The organism is Peribacillus frigoritolerans, from assembly GCF_040250305.1.
Lineage (GTDB): Bacteria > Bacillota > Bacilli > Bacillales > DSM-1321 > Peribacillus.
In genome coordinates this window covers 4,651,462-4,670,554 of record NZ_CP158190.1, presented here as the reverse complement: position 1 = coordinate 4,670,554, position 19,093 = coordinate 4,651,462, and the positions used below count along the sequence as shown (strand labels likewise).

16 protein-coding genes and 1 tRNA gene are annotated in these 19,093 nt (G+C 40.0%); 14 read left to right on the top strand and 3 right to left on the bottom strand.

The annotated features are described in order from the left end of the window. Positions 1–51: 51 nt before the first annotated feature. The 4 genes from mgtE (at position 52) to ABOA58_RS22975 (ending at position 3,986) form a co-directional block, all read left to right on the top strand. Positions 52–1,410, top strand: a complete 1,359-nt coding sequence (gene mgtE / locus ABOA58_RS22990; protein ID WP_350300174.1) for a magnesium transporter — start codon at positions 52–54, stop codon at positions 1,408–1,410. A 398-nt stretch (positions 1,411–1,808) separates the two neighbouring features. After that, positions 1,809–2,837: an NADP-dependent oxidoreductase gene (locus ABOA58_RS22985; RefSeq protein WP_350302955.1), complete on the top strand. Its 1,029-nt coding sequence runs from the start codon at positions 1,809–1,811 to the stop codon at positions 2,835–2,837. Between the two features lie 469 nt (positions 2,838–3,306). Continuing rightward, positions 3,307–3,720, top strand: coding sequence for a YbjN domain-containing protein (locus ABOA58_RS22980; protein ID WP_063235961.1), 414 nt, complete (start codon positions 3,307–3,309; stop codon positions 3,718–3,720). 192 nt (positions 3,721–3,912) lie between these two features. After that, a tRNA-Gly gene (locus ABOA58_RS22975) sits at positions 3,913–3,986 on the top strand. 1,047 nt (positions 3,987–5,033) lie between these two features. On the opposite strand, the gene ABOA58_RS22970 is transcribed toward ABOA58_RS22975, so the two are convergent. Beyond that, on the bottom strand, positions 5,034–5,702 hold the full coding sequence (locus tag ABOA58_RS22970; RefSeq protein ID WP_350300173.1) for a B3/B4 domain-containing protein: 669 nt from the start codon (positions 5,700–5,702) through the stop codon (positions 5,034–5,036). A 106-nt stretch (positions 5,703–5,808) separates the two neighbouring features. On the opposite strand from ABOA58_RS22970, the gene queG reads away from it, so the two are divergent. The 8 genes from queG (at position 5,809) to ABOA58_RS22930 (ending at position 13,472) form a co-directional block, all read left to right on the top strand. Continuing rightward, the gene (queG, locus tag ABOA58_RS22965; protein WP_350300172.1) at positions 5,809–6,948 is read left to right on the top strand and encodes a tRNA epoxyqueuosine(34) reductase QueG; all 1,140 of its coding nucleotides are present in this window, start codon (positions 5,809–5,811) and stop codon (positions 6,946–6,948) included. A gap of 198 nt (positions 6,949–7,146) precedes the next feature. Then, on the top strand, positions 7,147–8,004 hold the full coding sequence (locus ABOA58_RS22960) for an amidase domain-containing protein (RefSeq protein ID WP_350300171.1): 858 nt from the start codon (positions 7,147–7,149) through the stop codon (positions 8,002–8,004). Positions 8,005–8,071: 67 nt separating this feature from the next. Continuing rightward, positions 8,072–8,560 carry a tRNA (uridine(34)/cytosine(34)/5-carboxymethylaminomethyluridine(34)-2'-O)-methyltransferase TrmL gene (gene trmL, locus ABOA58_RS22955; RefSeq protein ID WP_350300170.1) on the top strand — a complete coding sequence of 163 codons (489 nt, stop codon included), beginning with the start codon at positions 8,072–8,074 and terminating at the stop codon, positions 8,558–8,560. A gap of 71 nt (positions 8,561–8,631) precedes the next feature. Further along, complete coding sequence (gene nfsA, locus ABOA58_RS22950; RefSeq protein WP_350300169.1) at positions 8,632–9,381, top strand: oxygen-insensitive NADPH nitroreductase; 750 nt, start codon at positions 8,632–8,634, stop codon at positions 9,379–9,381. A gap of 290 nt (positions 9,382–9,671) precedes the next feature. Next, on the top strand, positions 9,672–10,520 hold the full coding sequence (locus tag ABOA58_RS22945; RefSeq protein WP_350300168.1) for an ABC transporter ATP-binding protein: 849 nt from the start codon (positions 9,672–9,674) through the stop codon (positions 10,518–10,520). Continuing rightward, the gene (locus tag ABOA58_RS22940) at positions 10,471–11,391 is read left to right on the top strand and encodes an iron-hydroxamate ABC transporter substrate-binding protein (protein WP_350300167.1); all 921 of its coding nucleotides are present in this window, start codon (positions 10,471–10,473) and stop codon (positions 11,389–11,391) included. The genes ABOA58_RS22945 and ABOA58_RS22940 overlap by 50 nt, the downstream gene beginning before the upstream one ends. 66 nt (positions 11,392–11,457) lie before the next feature. Further along, positions 11,458–12,468, top strand: a complete 1,011-nt coding sequence (locus ABOA58_RS22935; RefSeq protein WP_350300166.1) for a FecCD family ABC transporter permease — start codon at positions 11,458–11,460, stop codon at positions 12,466–12,468. Then, on the top strand, positions 12,465–13,472 hold the full coding sequence (locus tag ABOA58_RS22930) for a FecCD family ABC transporter permease (RefSeq protein WP_350300165.1): 1,008 nt from the start codon (positions 12,465–12,467) through the stop codon (positions 13,470–13,472). The genes ABOA58_RS22935 and ABOA58_RS22930 overlap by 4 nt, the downstream gene beginning before the upstream one ends. A gap of 80 nt (positions 13,473–13,552) precedes the next feature. Here ABOA58_RS22930 and ABOA58_RS22925 read toward each other — a convergent pair whose 3' ends face one another. Both ABOA58_RS22925 and ABOA58_RS22920 read right to left on the bottom strand, forming a co-directional pair. Then, positions 13,553–14,500 (bottom strand): response regulator, encoded by a 948-nt coding sequence (locus ABOA58_RS22925; protein WP_350300164.1) that lies wholly within the window; start codon positions 14,498–14,500, stop codon positions 13,553–13,555. 4 nt (positions 14,501–14,504) lie between these two features. After that, entirely contained in the window at positions 14,505–15,767 is a 1,263-nt protein-coding gene (locus tag ABOA58_RS22920; protein WP_350302954.1) for a sensor histidine kinase, read from the bottom strand. Between the two features lie 435 nt (positions 15,768–16,202). Between ABOA58_RS22920 and ABOA58_RS22915 the strand changes: the two genes are divergently transcribed. Both ABOA58_RS22915 and ABOA58_RS22910 read left to right on the top strand, forming a co-directional pair. Beyond that, a complete protein-coding gene (locus tag ABOA58_RS22915; protein WP_350302953.1) occupies positions 16,203–17,192 on the top strand; it encodes a glutaminase in 990 nt (329 codons plus the stop codon). Positions 17,193–17,380: 188 nt separating this feature from the next. After that, positions 17,381–19,015, top strand: coding sequence for an APC family permease (locus ABOA58_RS22910; RefSeq protein WP_350300163.1), 1,635 nt, complete (start codon positions 17,381–17,383; stop codon positions 19,013–19,015). The last annotated feature ends 78 nt before the right edge of the window (positions 19,016–19,093 follow it).

Below are 19,093 nucleotides of genomic sequence, written 5' to 3'. Positions count from 1 at the left end.
AATATTTAAGGGAAATATTTTTTGGCTCCCCTAAAAAGGAGTGAGTGACAAATGATAAAAGTCCTGACGGAAGATCAAATGACTTTACAAATCATAAAGGTTTTAAAAGAAGGAAAAAAGAAAGAATTTCAAGCAATATTAGAAGAACTCCAACCATATGACATTGCTCGAACTTTTGAGGGGCTTCCAGAAAAACACCATACACGTTTCTTGTTGTTACTTGATTCAGAACAAATCGCTGAACTGATTCAAGAAGTTGAGAAAGTGCATCAATTAAAAATTCTTAGTAAATTAGGAATAGAGAAATCCGGCCATGTTATGGATTTAATGGATAATGATGATCTAGCTTCATTGTTAGAGGACCTATCCCCTGGAAAAATTGAAGAACTTCTTTCAGGCATGAAACAGGAAGAATCAAAAATCGTTCAAAATATCATGAATTATCCCCCTGAAACGGCCGGGCGAATAATGACAAACCGTTTTGTATGGATCCCCCAACATTATACGGTTCGTGAAGCAGTTGAAAAACTGAAAATCTTTGCGGAGTTTTCGGAAACGATCAATTATCTTTATGTAATAGATAATGATAAAAAATTAGTAGGTGTTGTCTCATATCGGGATTTAATAATAAATGATGAATCTGAAAAAATTCAAGATATTATGTATAGCCGGGTTATCTCCGTTTCTGCTGATGAAGACCAAGAAGAGGTAGCTCGTGTCATTGAGCGATATGATTTTTTAGCAATTCCTGTAGTTGAAAAAAATAATGAATTATTAGGAATAGTAACCGTCGATGATATTATTGATGTTGTCATTAAGGAAGCGAATGAAGATATTGAAAAATTATCGGCATCCGGTAAAGCTATAGACTTTGACACGAAGGCGCACGTGGCCGCATATCGTCGGCTGCCCTGGCTTATTTTACTTTTATTTATCGGATTAGTGTCTGGAACCATTATAAGCGGTTTTGAAGAAACATTGTCCAAAGTTGTTGCGCTTGCTTTCTTTATGCCGATGATCGCAGGGATGACTGGAAATACAGGTACTCAATCTTTAGCTGTTGTTGTAAGAGGCCTAATCACTAGTGATACGGATAAAGGAGTCGTGACCAGACTTATTATACGGGAATTGAAAGTTGGATTGATAATAGGCATTACCTGTGGAATATTGATTTCCATCATAGCTTATGTTTGGCAGGGAAATTCCGTTCTGGGATTAGTGGTTGGAAGTTCGTTAGTGATGACCCTAATTATCGGGACTTTAGCTGGGACCATTATTCCTTTGATATTATATAAATTCAACATCGATCCTGCAGTTGCTTCTGGTCCGCTAATTACAACACTAAATGATATACTCTCGTTACTTATTTACTTTGGAATTGCCACGATGTTTATTTCAAAATTGATGTAGACTATCCATTAAACCAAGTTCACATATGTTTGCAAAGTTTTTTCAAGGGCGAACATAGTCTTAATGATTGCAGTACAAACTGTCCAGGCTGATGTTTTAATTCGGGAAAGTGCGGAGCTTGATCATCTGCCTAGCACACGATAAAAATAGAGTATTTCAAGCTGCGGCCTTTTCTCGGTATCCAATCGGGGAAAGGCCGTTAAATTTTTCTCGGGAGTGAATCGTATATTGAAATGAAAACATGGGACATAATAGGCTGTAGCATGTTTGGGGTTTTCAGGAAAGGCTACATCAAGAGTGTTATGGAAGCAATAGCCAATCATATTCTTTGACCTATGAACTTCATCAGTGATACGCTTCTTTTCGAAATTACGTATTCAAACCAAGGAGGAACAATGATGACACAAACTAAACAACAAATAATCACCCTGGCAAACCGTCCAAAAGGTATGCCTTCGAAAGGGGATTTCAACTTTGTTGAGAGTGAAGTTCCCACACCAAAGGATAATGAGATTTTAGTACGTACACTATATTTATCTGTCGATCCATACATGCGTGGCAGAATGCAAGATACCAAATCATATATTGCTCCATTTGAATTGAATAAGGTCATCACGGGCGGCGTTGTTGCTGAAGTTGTTGAGTCCAAATCGAATTCCTTCAAACAAGGGGATGTCGTTGTTGGGAACATCGACTGGGCAGAATACACAGTTGTCACCGAAAAGGAAATCCGCGTGATTGATCCCAAGGTGGCTCCGGTCACAACTCATTTAGGGATTCTTGGAATGACCGGTTTAACTGCTTACTTTGGTTTGCTTGATATTGGAAAACCTCAAGAAGGTGAAACGGTAGTCGTTTCAGGAGCGGCTGGAGCAGTTGGTTCAGTAGTCGGACAAATTGCTAAGATTAAAGGTGCGAAGGTTGTTGGCATCGCTGGTTCAGATGAAAAACTTGAGTATTTAACGAAAGAACTAGGATTTGATGGAGCCGTAAACTATAAAAGTGAAAGTTTTGCGACAGATTTAGCTAATGCTGTTCCCGATGGAGTCGATGTTTATTTCGATAATGTGGGCGGCGAGGTGTCCGATGCTGTTTTCACACTTTTGAATGCGAATGCCCGAATACCATTATGCGGAGCGATTTCCTCGTATAACGCAGAAGGAAAAGATCTAGGACCGCGTCTGCAATCGGCGATGATCAAAACGAGTGCACTAATGAAAGGTTTCACAGTTGGAAATTATGCCTCTAGATTCCAAGAAGGTGCTACGGATTTAGGTAAGTGGCTTCAAGAAGGAAAGCTGAAGTATGAAGAAACGATTATTGAAGGGTTCGAAAACACACCTGATGCATTTTTAGGTTTGTTTAAAGGAACGAACCTCGGTAAACAGCTTGTAAAAGTTGCGGAACCTGAATTCGCTCAACTATAAGTTTTATGAAATAAAGCTGTGGAAGTTCCTTTTTTTGATTTTAAGCAGCTTATGACAAAAGCGGCCTTTTTTCGATTTTTTCAATCGGGGAAAGGCCGTTTTCCTTTCAAATAAAAATATGATCCTTCATTACCTTTAGTGGTATCTTTTGATTCATATGAAGGAAATTAATTATTAGAAGTCACTTCATCAGACATAGCCTTCACTGCGAGAAGTGCCTGAAATTGAAGGATGCTCAAAAATCTGCCAGGAAATTTTGGACCTTCAAGAAGAGCTTCAGTTTTGCGGAGAAGCAACTGGCTAATCAATCTATTAATCCTCATATGGGAGTTCATTTTTGAATCCCTTTCTTTAAATGAGTGATTCTTCGTCCCTATTAATAGGATGAAATTGGAAGGTTTATAGAAAAGTCTGTAAAAATGCCAGTTTTCATTATAAAATGTAATTACAAAGAGAAAGGTGATGAACCATGTCAAACGTTGCTAAATTTCGTGATTTTTTAACTAGTGAGAAAATCTATATGAATGAGTTGAATGAAGATGGCACCACCTTTTTTAGGGCTGAGCAAAAGTTAAAGGACGGGTGGAAGGTCCTTTTAGTATTTGCTTTCAATCAAGATGAAAATGTGGCGGACTTATTTTGCTTTAATGTCGCCGAGTTGAAGAATCCTGAAAAGAAACAGGATGTACATACACTGTTGAATGAATATAATGCTAATTTTAGGTATTCCAAGCTGTATGAGGAAAATGGGACCATTTCCATTCGGTATTCATACTCCATTGAGGGGGATATCGTACCGGATCTGGCGTTCAGGAAGTTAATCATGCTGCTTGAAACGGCACAGCAGGTTTATCCGCGGTTAATGGAAGTCATTTGGTCTTAAATCATCATATATAGGATGTAAAAGTTCTCTGAATCAGGGGACTTTTTAACATTTTTACTAGAGTGAATGAATATATTAACGTTACAATACGGTAATTATTAATTTTTTTTAAAAGAACTATTGCATTTTTTCACATTAAACTATATAATTAATTTTGTTGATTGGTAATTCGACAAACTTCTACAAGAATATGCGGGTGTAGTTTAGTGGTAAAACCTCAGCCTTCCAAGCTGATGATGAGGGTTCGATTCCCTTCACCCGCTCCAATACATACTCATAACGTAGGGTTTCGTTACCTGGAGAACGAAGCTTTGCGTTTTAATATTATTACAAGAATTCTACTGTTTACAGTGGGATTTTTTTATTGTCCAAATTGCCAGCATTTTATCGAAGCAGTGTTACCGTATGTCATACCGCAACAAAAACCAGAGTTTTTTTATTTTTCGACTATCCACTATTCGGAAGAGTGGGAATTCGATGCAGCACAAACTTGTTCAATGTGATTAACTACGTTAGTAGAATCAGTTTGACTAAGTGTGTGCTTTTTTGTCCAAACTGACAAGCTGTGTAGTCGAAGTCTGTTAGAGCGAGGCGTGCCAGGCTATGTAACCATTGATATGGTTGCAGTTTACCGGCAAAAAAGGGATTGGGAGTCGAATAGTGAGGTGTAGGTTGAAACAAAATTGCTCTGCTGAAATTGTCTGAAAAGTTTTTTGGAAAAAAATGTATTAAATCTCACTCTTCATGTTTTTTTACTGTAATCCTTAATGGATGGAAGAAATTTGCGACACTCCTGCCGAATAACTGGCTAGCCGAGACCCCACAGGCGCTTGAGCCGAGGAGGCTTGGCAGACAGTCGGCGGAAAGGGAGCGGATTTCTGAAATCAACTGGAATGTAGTTTTAAAAAAAACGTAGGCTGGACTCATCCAGAACCAGGTTTAAGACTGGGTGATCCTTCATGTTTTTTTTACTGTAATCCTCAATGGATGGAAGAAATGCACGACACTCCTGCCGAATAACCGGCTAGCCGAGACCCCACAAAAGCTTGCTTGATGAGGCTTAGTAGACTGTTGGCGGAAAGGGAGCGGATTTCTGAAATCAATTGGAATGTAGTTTAAGAAAAAACAGTAGGCTGGACTCATCCCGAACCAAATTTATGACTAGGTGATCCTTTATGCTCTTAAATTTCAGGTTCTGGGATGGATCGATCGGTTGAATAAAAGGATACTAGCGCACTGGTTTTATTAATTGGAAAAATCATAAATAGACCCCTTCCGATTGTGGAAAGGGTTTATTTTCGTTCAATTTTTAATTATCCTTCTACAATCGAGTAAGTCCCTTCACCACCGTGGATTTCAAGGAACATGTCCATCAGGGATTTCGTCAGCTGATCTGCTTCCGTGATTGGAGTATTGGGCTGTAAATAAATGATTTGGATGGCTTTTTTCGTTTCTTCGGTGACTTTCGTGCGTTCTGAATCAACGTAAGGACTTCCGAATGTGCCCACATCATCGGCTGATGTAATCATATTTTCCATGGAATTCAAGCGGCCGTTCAAACCTTCATAACCATCTGACGCCTCGCCGATCTTAATCGAGATGTCCCCTGATAATTTTTCCGCATCATAAATGCCGATCGGAACTTCATATAACAGCGAGAAGAAGTTATTTAAATCGATGGCTGAATGGATGGGTGTCAAGTAATTCTGTTTTTTTACGCGGCGGTAAAGGGCTTCCACGGAGGGGCGATACCGTGACGGATTTGTTCCTGTAGCCTTGAAAATCTCCCGCCACACTTTAATGCCGGAAAAGTCGGTCAATTCCTTTTCTTCAAGGTCGAAGAAAAGAGCTTCCTGAAATAGTTGAAGTCTTCCTTTCACCATTTGCGGGGAGGGACCTACTTCGATGTTTTCATATGTAATGATCCCAACTTTGAATTGAGGGATTTTACTGCTAAGATTAGCTGATATGGTAATTTCCAACCGTTTCACCTCCAAAAATGATTGCAATTAGTTTATCATAGATAGCAATGGTTTGAAAAAGATTCAAGCTTTCAATGGGAATACTGAATGAACGTAGGTGATTAATATGGATATGAACACATTCAAGCAAGAAGTGATTTTATATAGTAAGGAAATCGGCATCGATAAAATCGGCTTTACATCGGCCACGGCCTTTACCGAATTGAAAGCTCGGTTGATACGTCAACAGGAGCTGGATTATCAGTCAGGGTTTGAAGAAGCCGATATAGAAAAAAGGGTAAGGCCTGATTTGATATTCGATAAACCGCAATCCATCATTTCGATTGCGCTTGCTTATCCTTCGAAATTGAAGGATGCTCCGCAAAGTACAAAAAGTGAGCGCCGGGGGATCTTTTGCCGGGCGTCATGGGGAACGGATTATCATACCGTTCTTCGTAATAAATTGCAGTTACTTGAGGATTTCATTAAAGATAAAGTGCCAGGAGCAATGATGAAGTCCATGGTTGATACGGGCGAATTATCAGATAGGGCAGTGGCTGAGCGTGCAGGTATTGGCTGGAGTGCAAAAAACAGTATGATCATCACACCGGAATTCGGGTCATATGTATACTTGGGAGACATGATAACCAACCTGCCATTTGAACCGGATCAACCGATGGAAGATCAATGCGGGACATGCAATAAATGTGTCGATGTTTGCCCGACTGGAGCGCTCGTTCAGGGTGGGCAGCTAAATTCCAAGCGTTGCATTGCGTTCTTAACGCAGACAAAAGGTTTCCTTCCGGATGAGTTCAGGACGAAAATAGGCAATCGTTTGTATGGATGTGATACATGCCAGACTGTTTGTCCGAAAAACAAAGGAATGGATTTTCATTTTCATGAAGAGATGGAACCCGACCCGGAGCTGGCGAAACCGCTGTTAAAACCCCTGCTTACGATTTCAAATCGGGACTTCAAAGAGACATACGGCCATGTATCTGGCTCCTGGCGCGGTAAAAAACCAATCCAACGAAATGCCATTTTAGCATTGGCCCATTTCAAAGATGAAACGGCATTGCCTCAATTGATACAGGTCATGAAGGATGATCCGCGGCCTGTCATCAGGGGGACGGCGGCCTGGGCAGTTGGGAAAATTGGCCGGGCGCAGGCTGTTTCCGCATTGGAAGAAGCACGAATGAAGGAAAAGGATGAAGAGGTATTGGCGGAAATTGAGAAAGGACTGCAGTTTACCTTGGAAACAAAATAATATTTAAAATGCAGCCGCCCGGTAAATATTACGGGGCGGCTTTTTTTGGCTTAAAATATTCCGTTACCTTCAAGGAAACCTTTTTAAAAGTATCATTATATTTATAAAGTTGAAACTCCCACATTTTATGAAATTGTGTTTTTGTCCATGCCCTCATACATACACATTAGCATAGATGGTAAGAAGGAGGGCATGAACTTGAGGGAACAATTGCAACGCCTTTTACAAGAAAGGGTGGAGTTTTATACTTCCGATGAACTGGAACGGGGTGAAAGGAAGTTACATTTGAAGAAGGAAATGATGAGGAACCGTGCTGCGGAAATTGTTCGGGTGAATGCGGCAGGCAAGGTACATTCAAAGAGAAAGGAAGATAATGATACAGTTCTGACATATCACGTGCACCTGCAATATTTATTGAAACAGGAGGATTCATTTTATATAGAAGAAGAAATGGAAGAAAGGGAGGCCCGGTTTCGAAATGGGTATATAGTGGATGAACGTGAGCTGTTTCCCAGCTTTGAAACCGAAGAGGCACCGCCAAAATGTGATCCAGGCGCAGATCGTCTCGCATATAAGTATGATCGGATGAAGGCCGTCCAATATGCCGAGCGTTGGTGGAACGAATTTAATCCAGCTTATTATAAATTCACTGATGATTGTACGAATTACATTTCACAATGTTTACATGCGGGAGGAATACCGATGTGGGGGGCTCCAAACAAAAGTAAGGGCTGGTGGATAAGAGGGAAAAGCTGGAGTTATACATGGACGACGGCCCATTCTTTATACCATCTGCTTAAAGCTGGGAATGCCATCAGGACAAAGCAGGTCGGGTCGGCCAAGGAATTGAATTTGGGTGATATCCTCTGCATAGATTTCGAAGGGGACGGAAGGTTTGATCATAATTTGATCGTAACGGCGAAGGATCAGGACGGGATGCCGCTAGTGAATGCACATACGATGAACAGCCGTCACCGGTATTGGACATATGAGGATTCAACCAGATACACACCGAACATCGTTTATAAGTTCTTTGTGATTTTGGATGGAGGGTGATTGGTTTTTAGTCTTTTTTGTTTAATGCTATAATTAAGGTGAAGTTCAAACTAGAGGTGAAAATGAAGTGTCAATACATGTAGTTTTATATCAACCACAGATTCCAGCAAATACAGGAAATATCGCAAGAACGTGTGCAGGGACGGATACGTCTTTACATCTCATTCGCCCGCTCGGTTTCTCGACGGATGACAAACAGCTCAAACGGGCCGGGCTCGATTACTGGGAGAATGTAAAGATCCATTATTATGATTCGTTAGAAGAGTTTTATGAAAGAAATGCCGGCGGTGAATTTTATTACTTGACGAAATTCGGAGAGCAGCCACATTCCAGCTTCGATTACAGTGATCAAGACAGTGAGATATACTTCATTTTTGGCCGTGAAACGACGGGTCTCCCGAAAGAGGTGATCCAAGAAAATATGGATCGGTGCCTGCGGATTCCAATGACGGATAAAGTACGTTCACTTAATCTGTCGAACACGGCTGCCATCTTGGTTTATGAAGCACTTAGACAGCAAAATTACCGTGAATTGGATTTGAAAACAAAAGATTGAGTTTCATCAATACTGTCATCGGGGGTATTTCAGCCCCGATGATGGATACATATTCTTTAGGGGTGGGAGCATTGAATAACATTATTGAGAAGATTTTAGATCACCGTTCCATTCGTTCTTTTGAGGACAAGTTGTTGTCTGAGGAGCAAATCAATACGATTGTGGAATGTGCCCAAGCGGCATCGACTTCAAGTTATATTCAAGCGTATTCAATCATAGGGGTAACCGATCCGGAAAAGAAAGCCAAGCTTGCTGAACTTGCCGGACCACAATCATATGTAGAGAAGAATGGACATCTATTCGTCTTTTGCGCCGACTTATATCGTCAGGATATGGTTTCCGAAATGGAAAACACTGACCTGTCCGAATCAATTGAAAGTACGGAGAAATTCATGGTTGCCTGTATTGACGCTGCTCTTGCGGCTCAAAATGCGGCATTGGCAGCAGAATCGATGGATCTTGGCATTTGCTATATAGGCGGGATCCGCAATAATCTCCCAGAAGTGTCAGCGATATTGAATATACCGCATCGCGTTATACCATTATTCGCTCTAGTGGTCGGATATCCGAAAAACCGTTCGGATAAAAAGCCGCGTTTACCGCTGTCCAATATCTATCATGAAAATGGATATCAGGAGGATAAGCAAGAGTTCATCGGACAACTTGAAGAGTATAATGAAACGATTTCCAGTTATTACGAGCGTCGGACTGAAGGTAAACGAAAAGACACCTGGACCGAGCAAATGGCTGGAATGCTTGGAAGGAAAAGCAGGTTGTACATGAAAGATTATGTTGAGAAGCAAGGATTTAAGAAACATTGATTGATGAAAATGGCTTATTGCCCTTCCCATAAGGGACATCTTCCAAAGTCCTGAGTATGGACCTAGCAGTAAAGATCCCGGAAGCATTTCCGGGATCTTTACTGTGTTCATTTGTCAGTCGATAATACGGATCGGCCCAAAAAATCCTGTCAGAATTTCTTCTTATATGCCCATGAAATTACCATTGACAATATATTTAGATAGAATTATAGTAATTAAGTAGTGGATAATGATAATCATTTTCATTTGAGTTTTTACTTACCTATTTTTCAGTAAATGGAGGTTAAAAAATGGTTCGCCTATATACAGAGGATTTGAATATTGGCTATGGTGAACGTTTAATTGTAAAAGATCTCAGTGTGGAAATTCCAGATAAAAAAATCACGACGATCATCGGTTCAAATGGATGTGGGAAATCGACACTTTTGAAAGCGATCACCAGAATCATTTCAAACCAATCAGGTACGGTTGTTTTAGATGGGGTGAATATTTCAAAAGAAAGCACTAAGATCCTTGCAAGAAAAATGGCCATACTTCCGCAGACACCCGAGAGTGCAAGCGGTTTGACGGTTGGGGAGCTCGTATCATATGGGCGCTTTCCCTATCAAAAAGGTTTTGGGCGCCTGACCCAAAAAGACTATGATGTGATTGATTGGGCACTTGAAGTGACCGGCACGAAAGACTTCAAGTTCCGTCCGGTGGATGCTCTATCAGGAGGTCAGCGCCAGCGTGTTTGGATTGCGATGGCCCTTGCCCAGGAAACGGAAATCATCTTCCTTGATGAGCCGACCACCTATTTGGATATGGCGCATCAGCTGGAGGTTCTAGAATTATTACAAAGGCTGAATGAAGAACAGGGACGTACAATTGTCATGGTTCTTCATGATTTAAACCAAGCTGCTCGCTTTGCCGACTATATCATTGCCTTAAAGGACGGGGAAATAGTTAAAGCGGGAGATTGTGAAGAAGTCATCACTCATGAAGTGCTTAAGGAAGTATTCCATATTGATGCGGTAATCGGACGAGATCAACGAACGAACAAACCAATGTGCAGCACATACAATTTACTAAAAGGAGATTTGACAACAAATGAAAAAGATAATGATCCCGTTTATACTGCTGTTAGTGTTAATTATTAGTGCTTGTGGTAACGAGTCAGCCGAAAAAGAAAAAAGCTCGGCTTCCAAAAAGGAAAAATCAGGTACCATCACATATCAATCTGAAAATGGTCCTGTTGAAGTTCCGGCAGATCCTCAGCGTGTTCTAGTACTATCCACTTTCGCAGGTAACGTAATGGCTTTGGATGTTAACCTTGTAGGTGTCGATTCATGGTCTAAAATGAACCCGAACTTTAAGGAATTAAAAGATGTCGAAGAAGTGACGGACGAAGACCTGGAAAAGATTATCGAGTTGGATCCGGATTTAATCATTGGTTTATCAACGATTAAAAATGTTGATAAATTAAGTGAAATTGCTCCAACCGTAACGTATACATACGGAAAAGTGGACTATTTAACACAGCACGTAGAAATTGGCAAGCTTTTGAATAAAGAAAAAGAAGCCCAAGCTTGGGTGGATGATTTCAAAAAACGGGCAAAAACAACCGGTGAAGACATTAAAGCCAAAATCGGTGAAGATACAACCGTTTCCGTATTCGAAAAGTTTGACAAACAGTTCTATGTATTTGGCGATAATTGGGGTCGTGGAACGGAAATCCTTTATCAAGAAATGAAGTTGGCCATGCCTGAAAAAGTAAAAGAAGCAGCGTTGAAAGATGGTTACTTTGCTTTATCTTTAGAAGTTCTGGCAGACTATGCTGGTGATTATGTGATTTTGAGTAATAATAAAGACGAGGACAATTCGTTCCAACAAACTGATACGTATAAAAACATTCCTGCTGTTAAAAACAATAAACTATTTGAAGTGAATGCGAAAGAATTCTACTTCAATGATCCAATAACATTAGATTACCAGTTAGACTTCTTTTCCAAAAGTTTTCTTGGAAAATAATACAGCGAGGGAGAGGGATTCCAATTCCTCTCCTTTTATTCTATAAAAAAGAGATGAGAGAGACAGATGACTAATGAAAATCAACGTTTCATCCCATTTATATATAAACTGATCATAGGGATTGCTGTATTCATAGGCATGTTCATTATTTCAATGGCATTTGGTGCGGCGGATGTTACTGTAAAAGATGTCTGGCAAGCACTGACATCAAATGCTGCCGGTGAAAAGCTTTCAATCATCCGGGAAATCCGTTTCCCGCGTGAAGTGGGGGCAATCTTCGTGGGTGCAGCGCTTGCCGTTTCTGGTGCCATCATGCAGGGAATGACCAGGAATCCACTTGCCGATCCTGGGTTGCTTGGATTGACGGCAGGAGCCAATGCAGGTCTCGCAATCACTTTGGCATTTATTCCAAATGCTAATAACTTAGGAATCATGATTGCGTGTTTTATAGGTTCCGCTGTCGGGGCAACCATGGTTTTCGGAATCGGTGCGGTCAAAAAGGGAGGATTTTCCCCTATACGGATCGTATTGGCTGGTGCTGCAGTCTCTGCATTCCTATTTGCCGTTTCGCAAGGGGTCGGCATTTACTTCAAGGTATCAAAAGATGTATCGATGTGGACAGCTGGCGGGAATATCGGAACTTCATGGGAGCAGCTTCGCGTAATCGTCCCGTTCATTTTAATAGGCATCCTGATCTCCCTTATCTTTTCCAGACAGCTCACCATACTTAGCTTAAGTGAAGAAGTGGCGGTTGGCTTAGGGCAAAAGACAACACAAATAAAGGCGGTTCTCTTCGTAGTCATCATTCTCCTGGCAGGCGCAGCCGTTGCGCTTGTTGGAAATATGGTGTTCATCGGGTTAATGGTCCCCCATATCGTTCGGGCTATCGTGGGTACGGATTATCGATTCATCCTCCCTATGTCTGCTATTTTGGGAGCCACTTTCATGCTGCTTGCCGATACGATCGGCCGTACCGTCAATTCTCCATATGAAACACCTGTGGTAGCGGTTGTTGCGATGATAGGTTTACCTTTCTTCCTCCTAATCGTGCGTAAAGGAGGTAAAGCATTTTCATGATCCAGTCAGCTTTAGTCAAAAAACAGCGTTGGATAATAGGGGCATTAACTGCACTCATTATCATTACGATCATTATAGGGACGTGTTCGGGATATTCCAATCTTTCTTTAGGTCGACTGTTTCCAACGCTCTTCGGGCAAGGAACGTTTAAAGAGGAATTCATATTATTTTCCGTCCGCTTACCGCGAATCATCATCACCCTTTTAGCAGGCATGGCCCTTGCACTGTCGGGAGCCATTCTACAAGGTATCACACGTAATGATTTAGCCGATCCCGGAATCATCGGGATCAACTCAGGAGCAGGTGTTGCCATTGCGGCTTTCTTTCTGTTTTTCCCGCTTGACGCTGGTTCGTTTGTTTATATGGTTCCGCTTGTCGGTTTTATCGGCGCGTTACTGACGGCCTGTTTAATATATATCCTCTCATACAAGAGAAAGAGTGGCCTTGAACCCGTTCGGTTAGTGTTGATTGGCGTAGGTTTTTCAATGGCGCTTTCAGGCCTGATGATTGTCCTCATTTCGTCAGCGGAACGAGCGAAGGTCGATTTCATCGCCAAATGGTTGGCGGGAAATATATGGGGCACGGACTGGCCTTTCATATGGGCAATCATTCCATGGTTAATCATCCTCATTCCATTCACTTTATATAAAGCAAATCGTTTGAATCTGCTTGGTTTAAGTGAACCGGTCGCAATTGGGGTCGGTGTATCGATTGAAAAGGAGCGGATCGTACTGCTGATCACGGCTGTAGCATTGGCAGCGGCTGCCGTTTCTGTTACAGGCGGAATTGCATTCATTGGACTTATGTCCCCGCATATAGCAAAATCCTTGGTAGGACCACGAAATCAACTATTCATTCCGGTTGCCATTTTAATCGGTGGATGGCTATTGCTGCTTGCCGATACGATAGGCCGTAATATAATTGAACCCGAGGGGATTCCTGCAGGTATCATGGTCGCATTGATCGGTGCTCCTTATTTCATGTATTTATTGTTGAAAAAATAAGAACTTGCTAAAATCCCCTGAAATCTTCAGGGGATTTTATGTTTTTTGAGTGCTTCCGCCGTTTTTTGTTTTAATAGGGGTTATCTATATCTAATCATTTCATCAGGATTCAATCGTTTCGCTTCGAAATAAAATACTTGAATAAACTTTTTTGTATTTACCCGGGTAGGTGTAAGAACTATAGTTGAATCATTTTGAAGTTCTTTCATCTTTTGGCGAACGACTGTGAAATCAAAAAATTTGGAAGCATAATTTTCAAACTTCGGATTTGAAAAATCCGTTAAACCGAGCGAGGCAAAATGATTTAAGGAATGGTTGATCGTTCTGCGTATTCGCTGTTCGGCAGCTTTTATTTCTCGATTGATATCAGCCTGCAAAGCTGATGTGCCGAGCTTTTTTTTGGTGATTTCTACAAAGATATCCTTAAGGGTAGGGAAATGCTTTCCAAAAGTAAAAGTCCTTTCATACATAAATAAATACTGAAGCATCTCCATTAAATCTTTTGCGCCATTTTCTCCAACGATTCCTAATTCCGATAGTAGGAATTCACCTACCTCACTTATACTTTTTTCATTAAAACTATTGGATTTATCAACTTTTGGCTGTTCAAAATTCAATACACCATTCAAAGAGGCTTGGATATTTGTGATCGATCTTTCTAAATGAATCCGTTCCATAACTTTTCGGATAACTGTTAATATCTCAATACGATTGATTGGTTTGGTAATATAATAATCTATTCCAAGTGAGTATGCCTCACCAATCAGCTCCTTTGATTCAACCTGCGAAATCATTATTATTTTTCCGTTAAATGTACTTTTTATATGACGAAGTGTCTCAATGCCATCCCGGATGGGCATTAATAAATCAATGAATAATATATCAATTTGTTTTAAATTCAAAATATGCCCTTCCAATAGACTTCCATCCTCGGCTTCCTCCACCACTTCTCCTAAATCTTCGTTCTCTATAATTTGGCTTAAGTTCGAACGTATGGCACAATCATCATCTGTTATAAAAAAACGCATGGAATCATCCTTTCTGGATCAACTTATGAATGGGTAATCTTATTGAAAAAACGGCGCCGTTAAAACTATTCTCAAACAGGATATCGCCTCCCAGTTCTTTTACGACCTCTTTAACATATGAGAGACCAATCCCTGTTGAGGGTGTCCCGAAATGATCATATTTTGAAGTGAACCCAGGTTTGAATATCACAGTCTGATATTTTTGAGGAATTCCAGGTCCAGTATCAGCAACTTTAAATTCTACATTGTCATGAATTTCACCCAAACTTAAACGGACGATTCCCTTTTCTTTAATTGCTTCAACTGCATTTGCGACTAAATTATTGAAAAGAGATAACACGGTATACACATGATAATGTGAATCATTTTTTTCATCCAATGAATATTCAAATTGTATATCCTTTCCTAGTGATAATGCATATTTTTCATTAATTCGGATAATTAAATGAAAAAGTTCAGCAGCATTCATATAATCTTTAAAACTCTCATTGGAAATCAATTTGGAGAGACCGGCAAAAATCCGTTGATTATCTTTCTTGACTTCATGCATTTCACCCGCAATGCGCAATGCTTTTTGACTATATGGCTCTGTAAAAACATGAGGTTGCTTTTCCTGTTTTTCCAGAGCTTTTAAATCTCGATACAAATCATACGATTTCTTTGTAATATTCTCAGCATTTTTTAATGTTTTTTTTAAATGAATCGTTTCCTCGTATAAGTTGGAAATGAGCATCAGCATATGTTCATTTTGTTTTCTGATTTGTCGTTCCCTTGATTGTGCTTCATAAAGTTTCATCATATTAAAAAAACTTAAAACGATAAAACTGTGGGCGAATGCGATCATGATCATCTCGTTCAGTGAACTTAGAGTAATTGTTGTTTCCAATACAATATATTGAAAGATCAATTCTACAGAGTCGGAAAATATTTCGATAATGAGACCAATAAATCCAATAATTAAAGATCGGTTTTGAAAGCGATTTATTTTCACTAAATAAAAAAGAAAGCAGTAGGTGAAATAAAAGAAAAAACTTGGATAATGAACTTGAAATGCGGAAGCCCAGGAAAAACTATCATGCATGAAAAAATCTATAAGAATACGAAATGCCACAACCATTGTTCCTGTCAGAAAGCCCGAAAGAATGGCAGGCGTTTTCTGTAATAATAGTAAAAAGAAGAAAAGTACAGGCGGACCAAAACTTACCCGAAACGTTTCATTTAAAGGATAAAAACTCAATTCGCCTGCTAATGGCACTGTTAACAGCATCAAAGCAAGGATATTGACCTCTTTTTTCATTAACGTACTGAGATTCAAGTCGTCACCTCCCAATTTGTTTAAAAAATCAGTATACAGTTTCATCGGCTTCAATACAACGCTTACTTTGTTCCAGAATGGAACGGCTTAAAACCAATTATGGCAAAACCAATCTGTTTTTCTATCCACAAAAAATGGTAACGGAACATGTAAGATGATTCCGTTTTTTTAGTGGATTTTTATTTTTTAGAATTTGTAGGTTTTCGTATGATTATGTAGTTCCCAATTTAAAATTAATGGCAGATAGAAATTTTTGAAAGCGCTTAACAATATTTTGAATATTCATTATATTTTCATCGAAGCTATACAAGTAAGCTTGATGGCATTCGGTAATACGCTCATATTGAAAAAATAATGATACAACAACTGAAGAGGTGGAAAAATGTGATTGAAGAATTGTCAAAAGAGTATGACATTCACGTTAATAGTCAAAAGCAAGCCGACTTAGATGAATGGGTAGCACATTACAGATCCTTTGCTACTGAAGGGCAAACCGCCAATTATATACCGGCATTGAGAAATGCACACTTATCGCAATTGGGCATTTGCATACTGGAGCCTGGTGGATCAATGATCAAGTCAGGGGATTGGGAAGTCCCATTCACACTGCAAAGTATTTCAAAAGTGCTCAGCTTTATAGCCGCATGCTTGGGTTGCGGCATTTCTTATGTGTTAGAGAGAGTCGATGTGGAACCGACTGGGGATGCTTTCAATTCAATTATTCGTTTAGAAATGCATAAGCCGGGAAAGCCGTTCAATCCTATGATAAATGCCGGGGCGATCACCATAGCTTCGCTTCTCCCAGGGGATTCTTCACAAAAGAAATTAGAATTTCTCTATACATTATTTGAAAATTTGTTAGGAAAGCGCCCGGCCATCAATGAGGCAGTGTATCAATCTGAGTGGCAAACCTCTCATAGAAATAGAGCTTTGGCTCACTATTTAAAAGAGACGAATTATTTAGAATCGGATGTAGAGGATGCTTTAGAGGTTTACCTCAAACAATGTTCCATAGAAGTAACCACAGAAGATATAGCCCTGCTTGGGCTGATTCTTGCACAAGATGGATACCATCCCATCCGTAAAGAACAAGTACTCCCAAAAAAAGTGGCTAGGCTGGCCAAAGCATTAATGCTTACTTGTGGTATGTACAATGCTTCGGGTAAATTTGCGGCTTTTGTGGGGGTGCCTGCCAAAAGTGGAGTATCTGGCGGGATCATGGCACTTGTTCCTCCCAGTTCCAGAAGCGGGCTTCCTTTTCAAGATGGATGTGGCATCGGTATATACGGACCTGCCATTGATGAATATGGGAATAGCGTAACAGGTGGTATGTTATTGAAACAAATGGCACAGGAATGGGATCTTAGTATTTTCTAAAAAGCAGGGAAGAGTTTTTCATATAAAAAAGCAATATAGGGGACTTCCATATATTTTCCTTATCAATTACTAAACGTTCATGTAATGCAATCACTTTAAGATTCTATTGGACGAACTTGAAACATTCATAAATCAGTTAAGAACGTCATTATAAAAGAATGAAATTTGGAAAGCATGGTGATGAACATATGAATAATTTGCAGCGAAAGATGGGTACGTTTTCGTTAACGATGGTAGGACTCGGGTCAATTATTGGCTCAGGCTGGTTATTCGGAGCTTGGAAAGCGGCACAAATCGCAGGACCGGCTGCCATTATCTCTTGGATTATCGGGATGGTTGTTATTTTATTTATCGCACTATCTTACAGTGAATTAGGGGCTATGTTTCCTGAAGCTGGGGGAATGGTAAAATATACACAATACTCTCATGGCTCGTTTATAGGGTTTCTTGCAGGTTGGGCAAACTGGATTGCAATTGTTTCTGTAATTCCAGTCGAAGCGATTGCTTCTGTTCAATATATGAGCTCATGGCCATGGAAATGGGCACAGTGGACACATGGTTTAGTAGAAAATGGGAGTCTTACCGGGGGTGGCTTGGCAATTGCCTCTGCATTATTGGTCGTCTACTTTTTATTAAATTACTGGACAGTTAGTTTGTTTTCAAAAGCAAATTCATTTATTACAGTCTTTAAGGTTATTATACCTGGATTGACGATCGGCTCACTTTTATTTGCCGGTTTTCATGGATCAAATTTTACCTCTGCAGGAAGTATCGCTCCCAATGGTTGGGCAAGTGTACTTACAGCTGTAGCAACTTCCGGTATCATCTTTGCATTTAACGGTTTTCAAAGTCCGATTAACATGGCAGGTGAGGCAAAGAATCCTGGACGTTCGATTCCATTTGCAGTAATAGGCTCCATCTTAATTGCAACGGTTATCTACGTTTTATTACAGATTGCATTTATTGGGGCCGTTGATCCGTCCATGATTGTGAATGGATGGCAACATTTGAATTTCAATTCACCGTTTGCTGATTTAGCAATTGTCCTAGGTATAAACTGGTTAGTTATTTTACTATACGTTGATGCTTTTATTTCTCCTTCCGGGACGGGAATAACATACACGGCGACAACGTCACGAATGCTTTATGGAATGGAAAAGAATAAATATTTGCCAAGCGTGTTTGGAAAACTTCATCCACTTTATGGTATCCCTCGTCAAGCCATGTTTTTTAATCTAGGTGTATCTTTCTTATTTTTATTCATGTTTAGAGGCTGGGGCGTATTGGCAGAGGTTATTTCGGTTGCGACATTAGTCTCTTATATTACAGGTCCAGTTACTGTTATGACATTAAGGCGCACCGGTCAGAATTTATACAGACCATTACGTCTAAAAGGATTAAGTATCATTGCACCGCTTGGCTTTGTTTTTGCTTCTTTGGTTTTATATTGGGCAAGATGGCCACTGACAGGACAAGTATTATTTATCATAATGATTGGTCTCCCCGTTTATTTCTATTATCAAGCAAAAATCAATTGGAAGGGATTCCGTCAAAACTTCTTGGCAGGGGTTTGGATGGTTGTTTACTTACTCTGTATGATGACCATTTCATACTTAGGCAGTGAAAAGTTTGGTGGAATAAACATAATCCCATTTGGTTTGGATATGGTCATCATAACATGTTTATCTCTAGGGTTTTATAGTTGGGCAATAAAGAGTGGATTCCAAACAGAATATTTGGAACAAGGACAAAAAGTAAATGAAGACTTGAGATCGATGGAGAATAACATTGCAGCTCACACTGATAAAAAGGACGCTGTATAAATGGTGTAATCACTTCATTGATTGACATGCTCTAACTAAATCGATGAAGGGTGAAAAAAAGGGGACGGCAAATTTAAT

Coding starts and splice junctions, on each gene's coding strand:
- ABOA58_RS22925 (WP_350300164.1), bottom strand. CDS start 14,500: ATGCGTTTTTTTATAACAGATGATGATTGTGCCATACGTTCGAACTTA.
- ABOA58_RS22980 (WP_063235961.1), top strand. CDS start 3,307: ATGTCAAACGTTGCTAAATTTCGTGATTTTTTAACTAGTGAGAAAATC.
- ABOA58_RS22910 (WP_350300163.1), top strand. CDS start 17,381: ATGAATAATTTGCAGCGAAAGATGGGTACGTTTTCGTTAACGATGGTA.
- ABOA58_RS22920 (WP_350302954.1), bottom strand. CDS start 15,767: ATGCTGTTAACAGTGCCATTAGCAGGCGAATTGAGTTTTTATCCTTTA.
- ABOA58_RS22945 (WP_350300168.1), top strand. CDS start 9,672: ATGGTTCGCCTATATACAGAGGATTTGAATATTGGCTATGGTGAACGT.
- ABOA58_RS22930 (WP_350300165.1), top strand. CDS start 12,465: ATGATCCAGTCAGCTTTAGTCAAAAAACAGCGTTGGATAATAGGGGCA.
- ABOA58_RS22935 (WP_350300166.1), top strand. CDS start 11,458: ATGACTAATGAAAATCAACGTTTCATCCCATTTATATATAAACTGATC.
- ABOA58_RS22940 (WP_350300167.1), top strand. CDS start 10,471: ATGAAAAAGATAATGATCCCGTTTATACTGCTGTTAGTGTTAATTATT.
- queG (WP_350300172.1), top strand. CDS start 5,809: ATGGATATGAACACATTCAAGCAAGAAGTGATTTTATATAGTAAGGAA.
- ABOA58_RS22985 (WP_350302955.1), top strand. CDS start 1,809: ATGACACAAACTAAACAACAAATAATCACCCTGGCAAACCGTCCAAAA.
- mgtE (WP_350300174.1), top strand. CDS start 52: ATGATAAAAGTCCTGACGGAAGATCAAATGACTTTACAAATCATAAAG.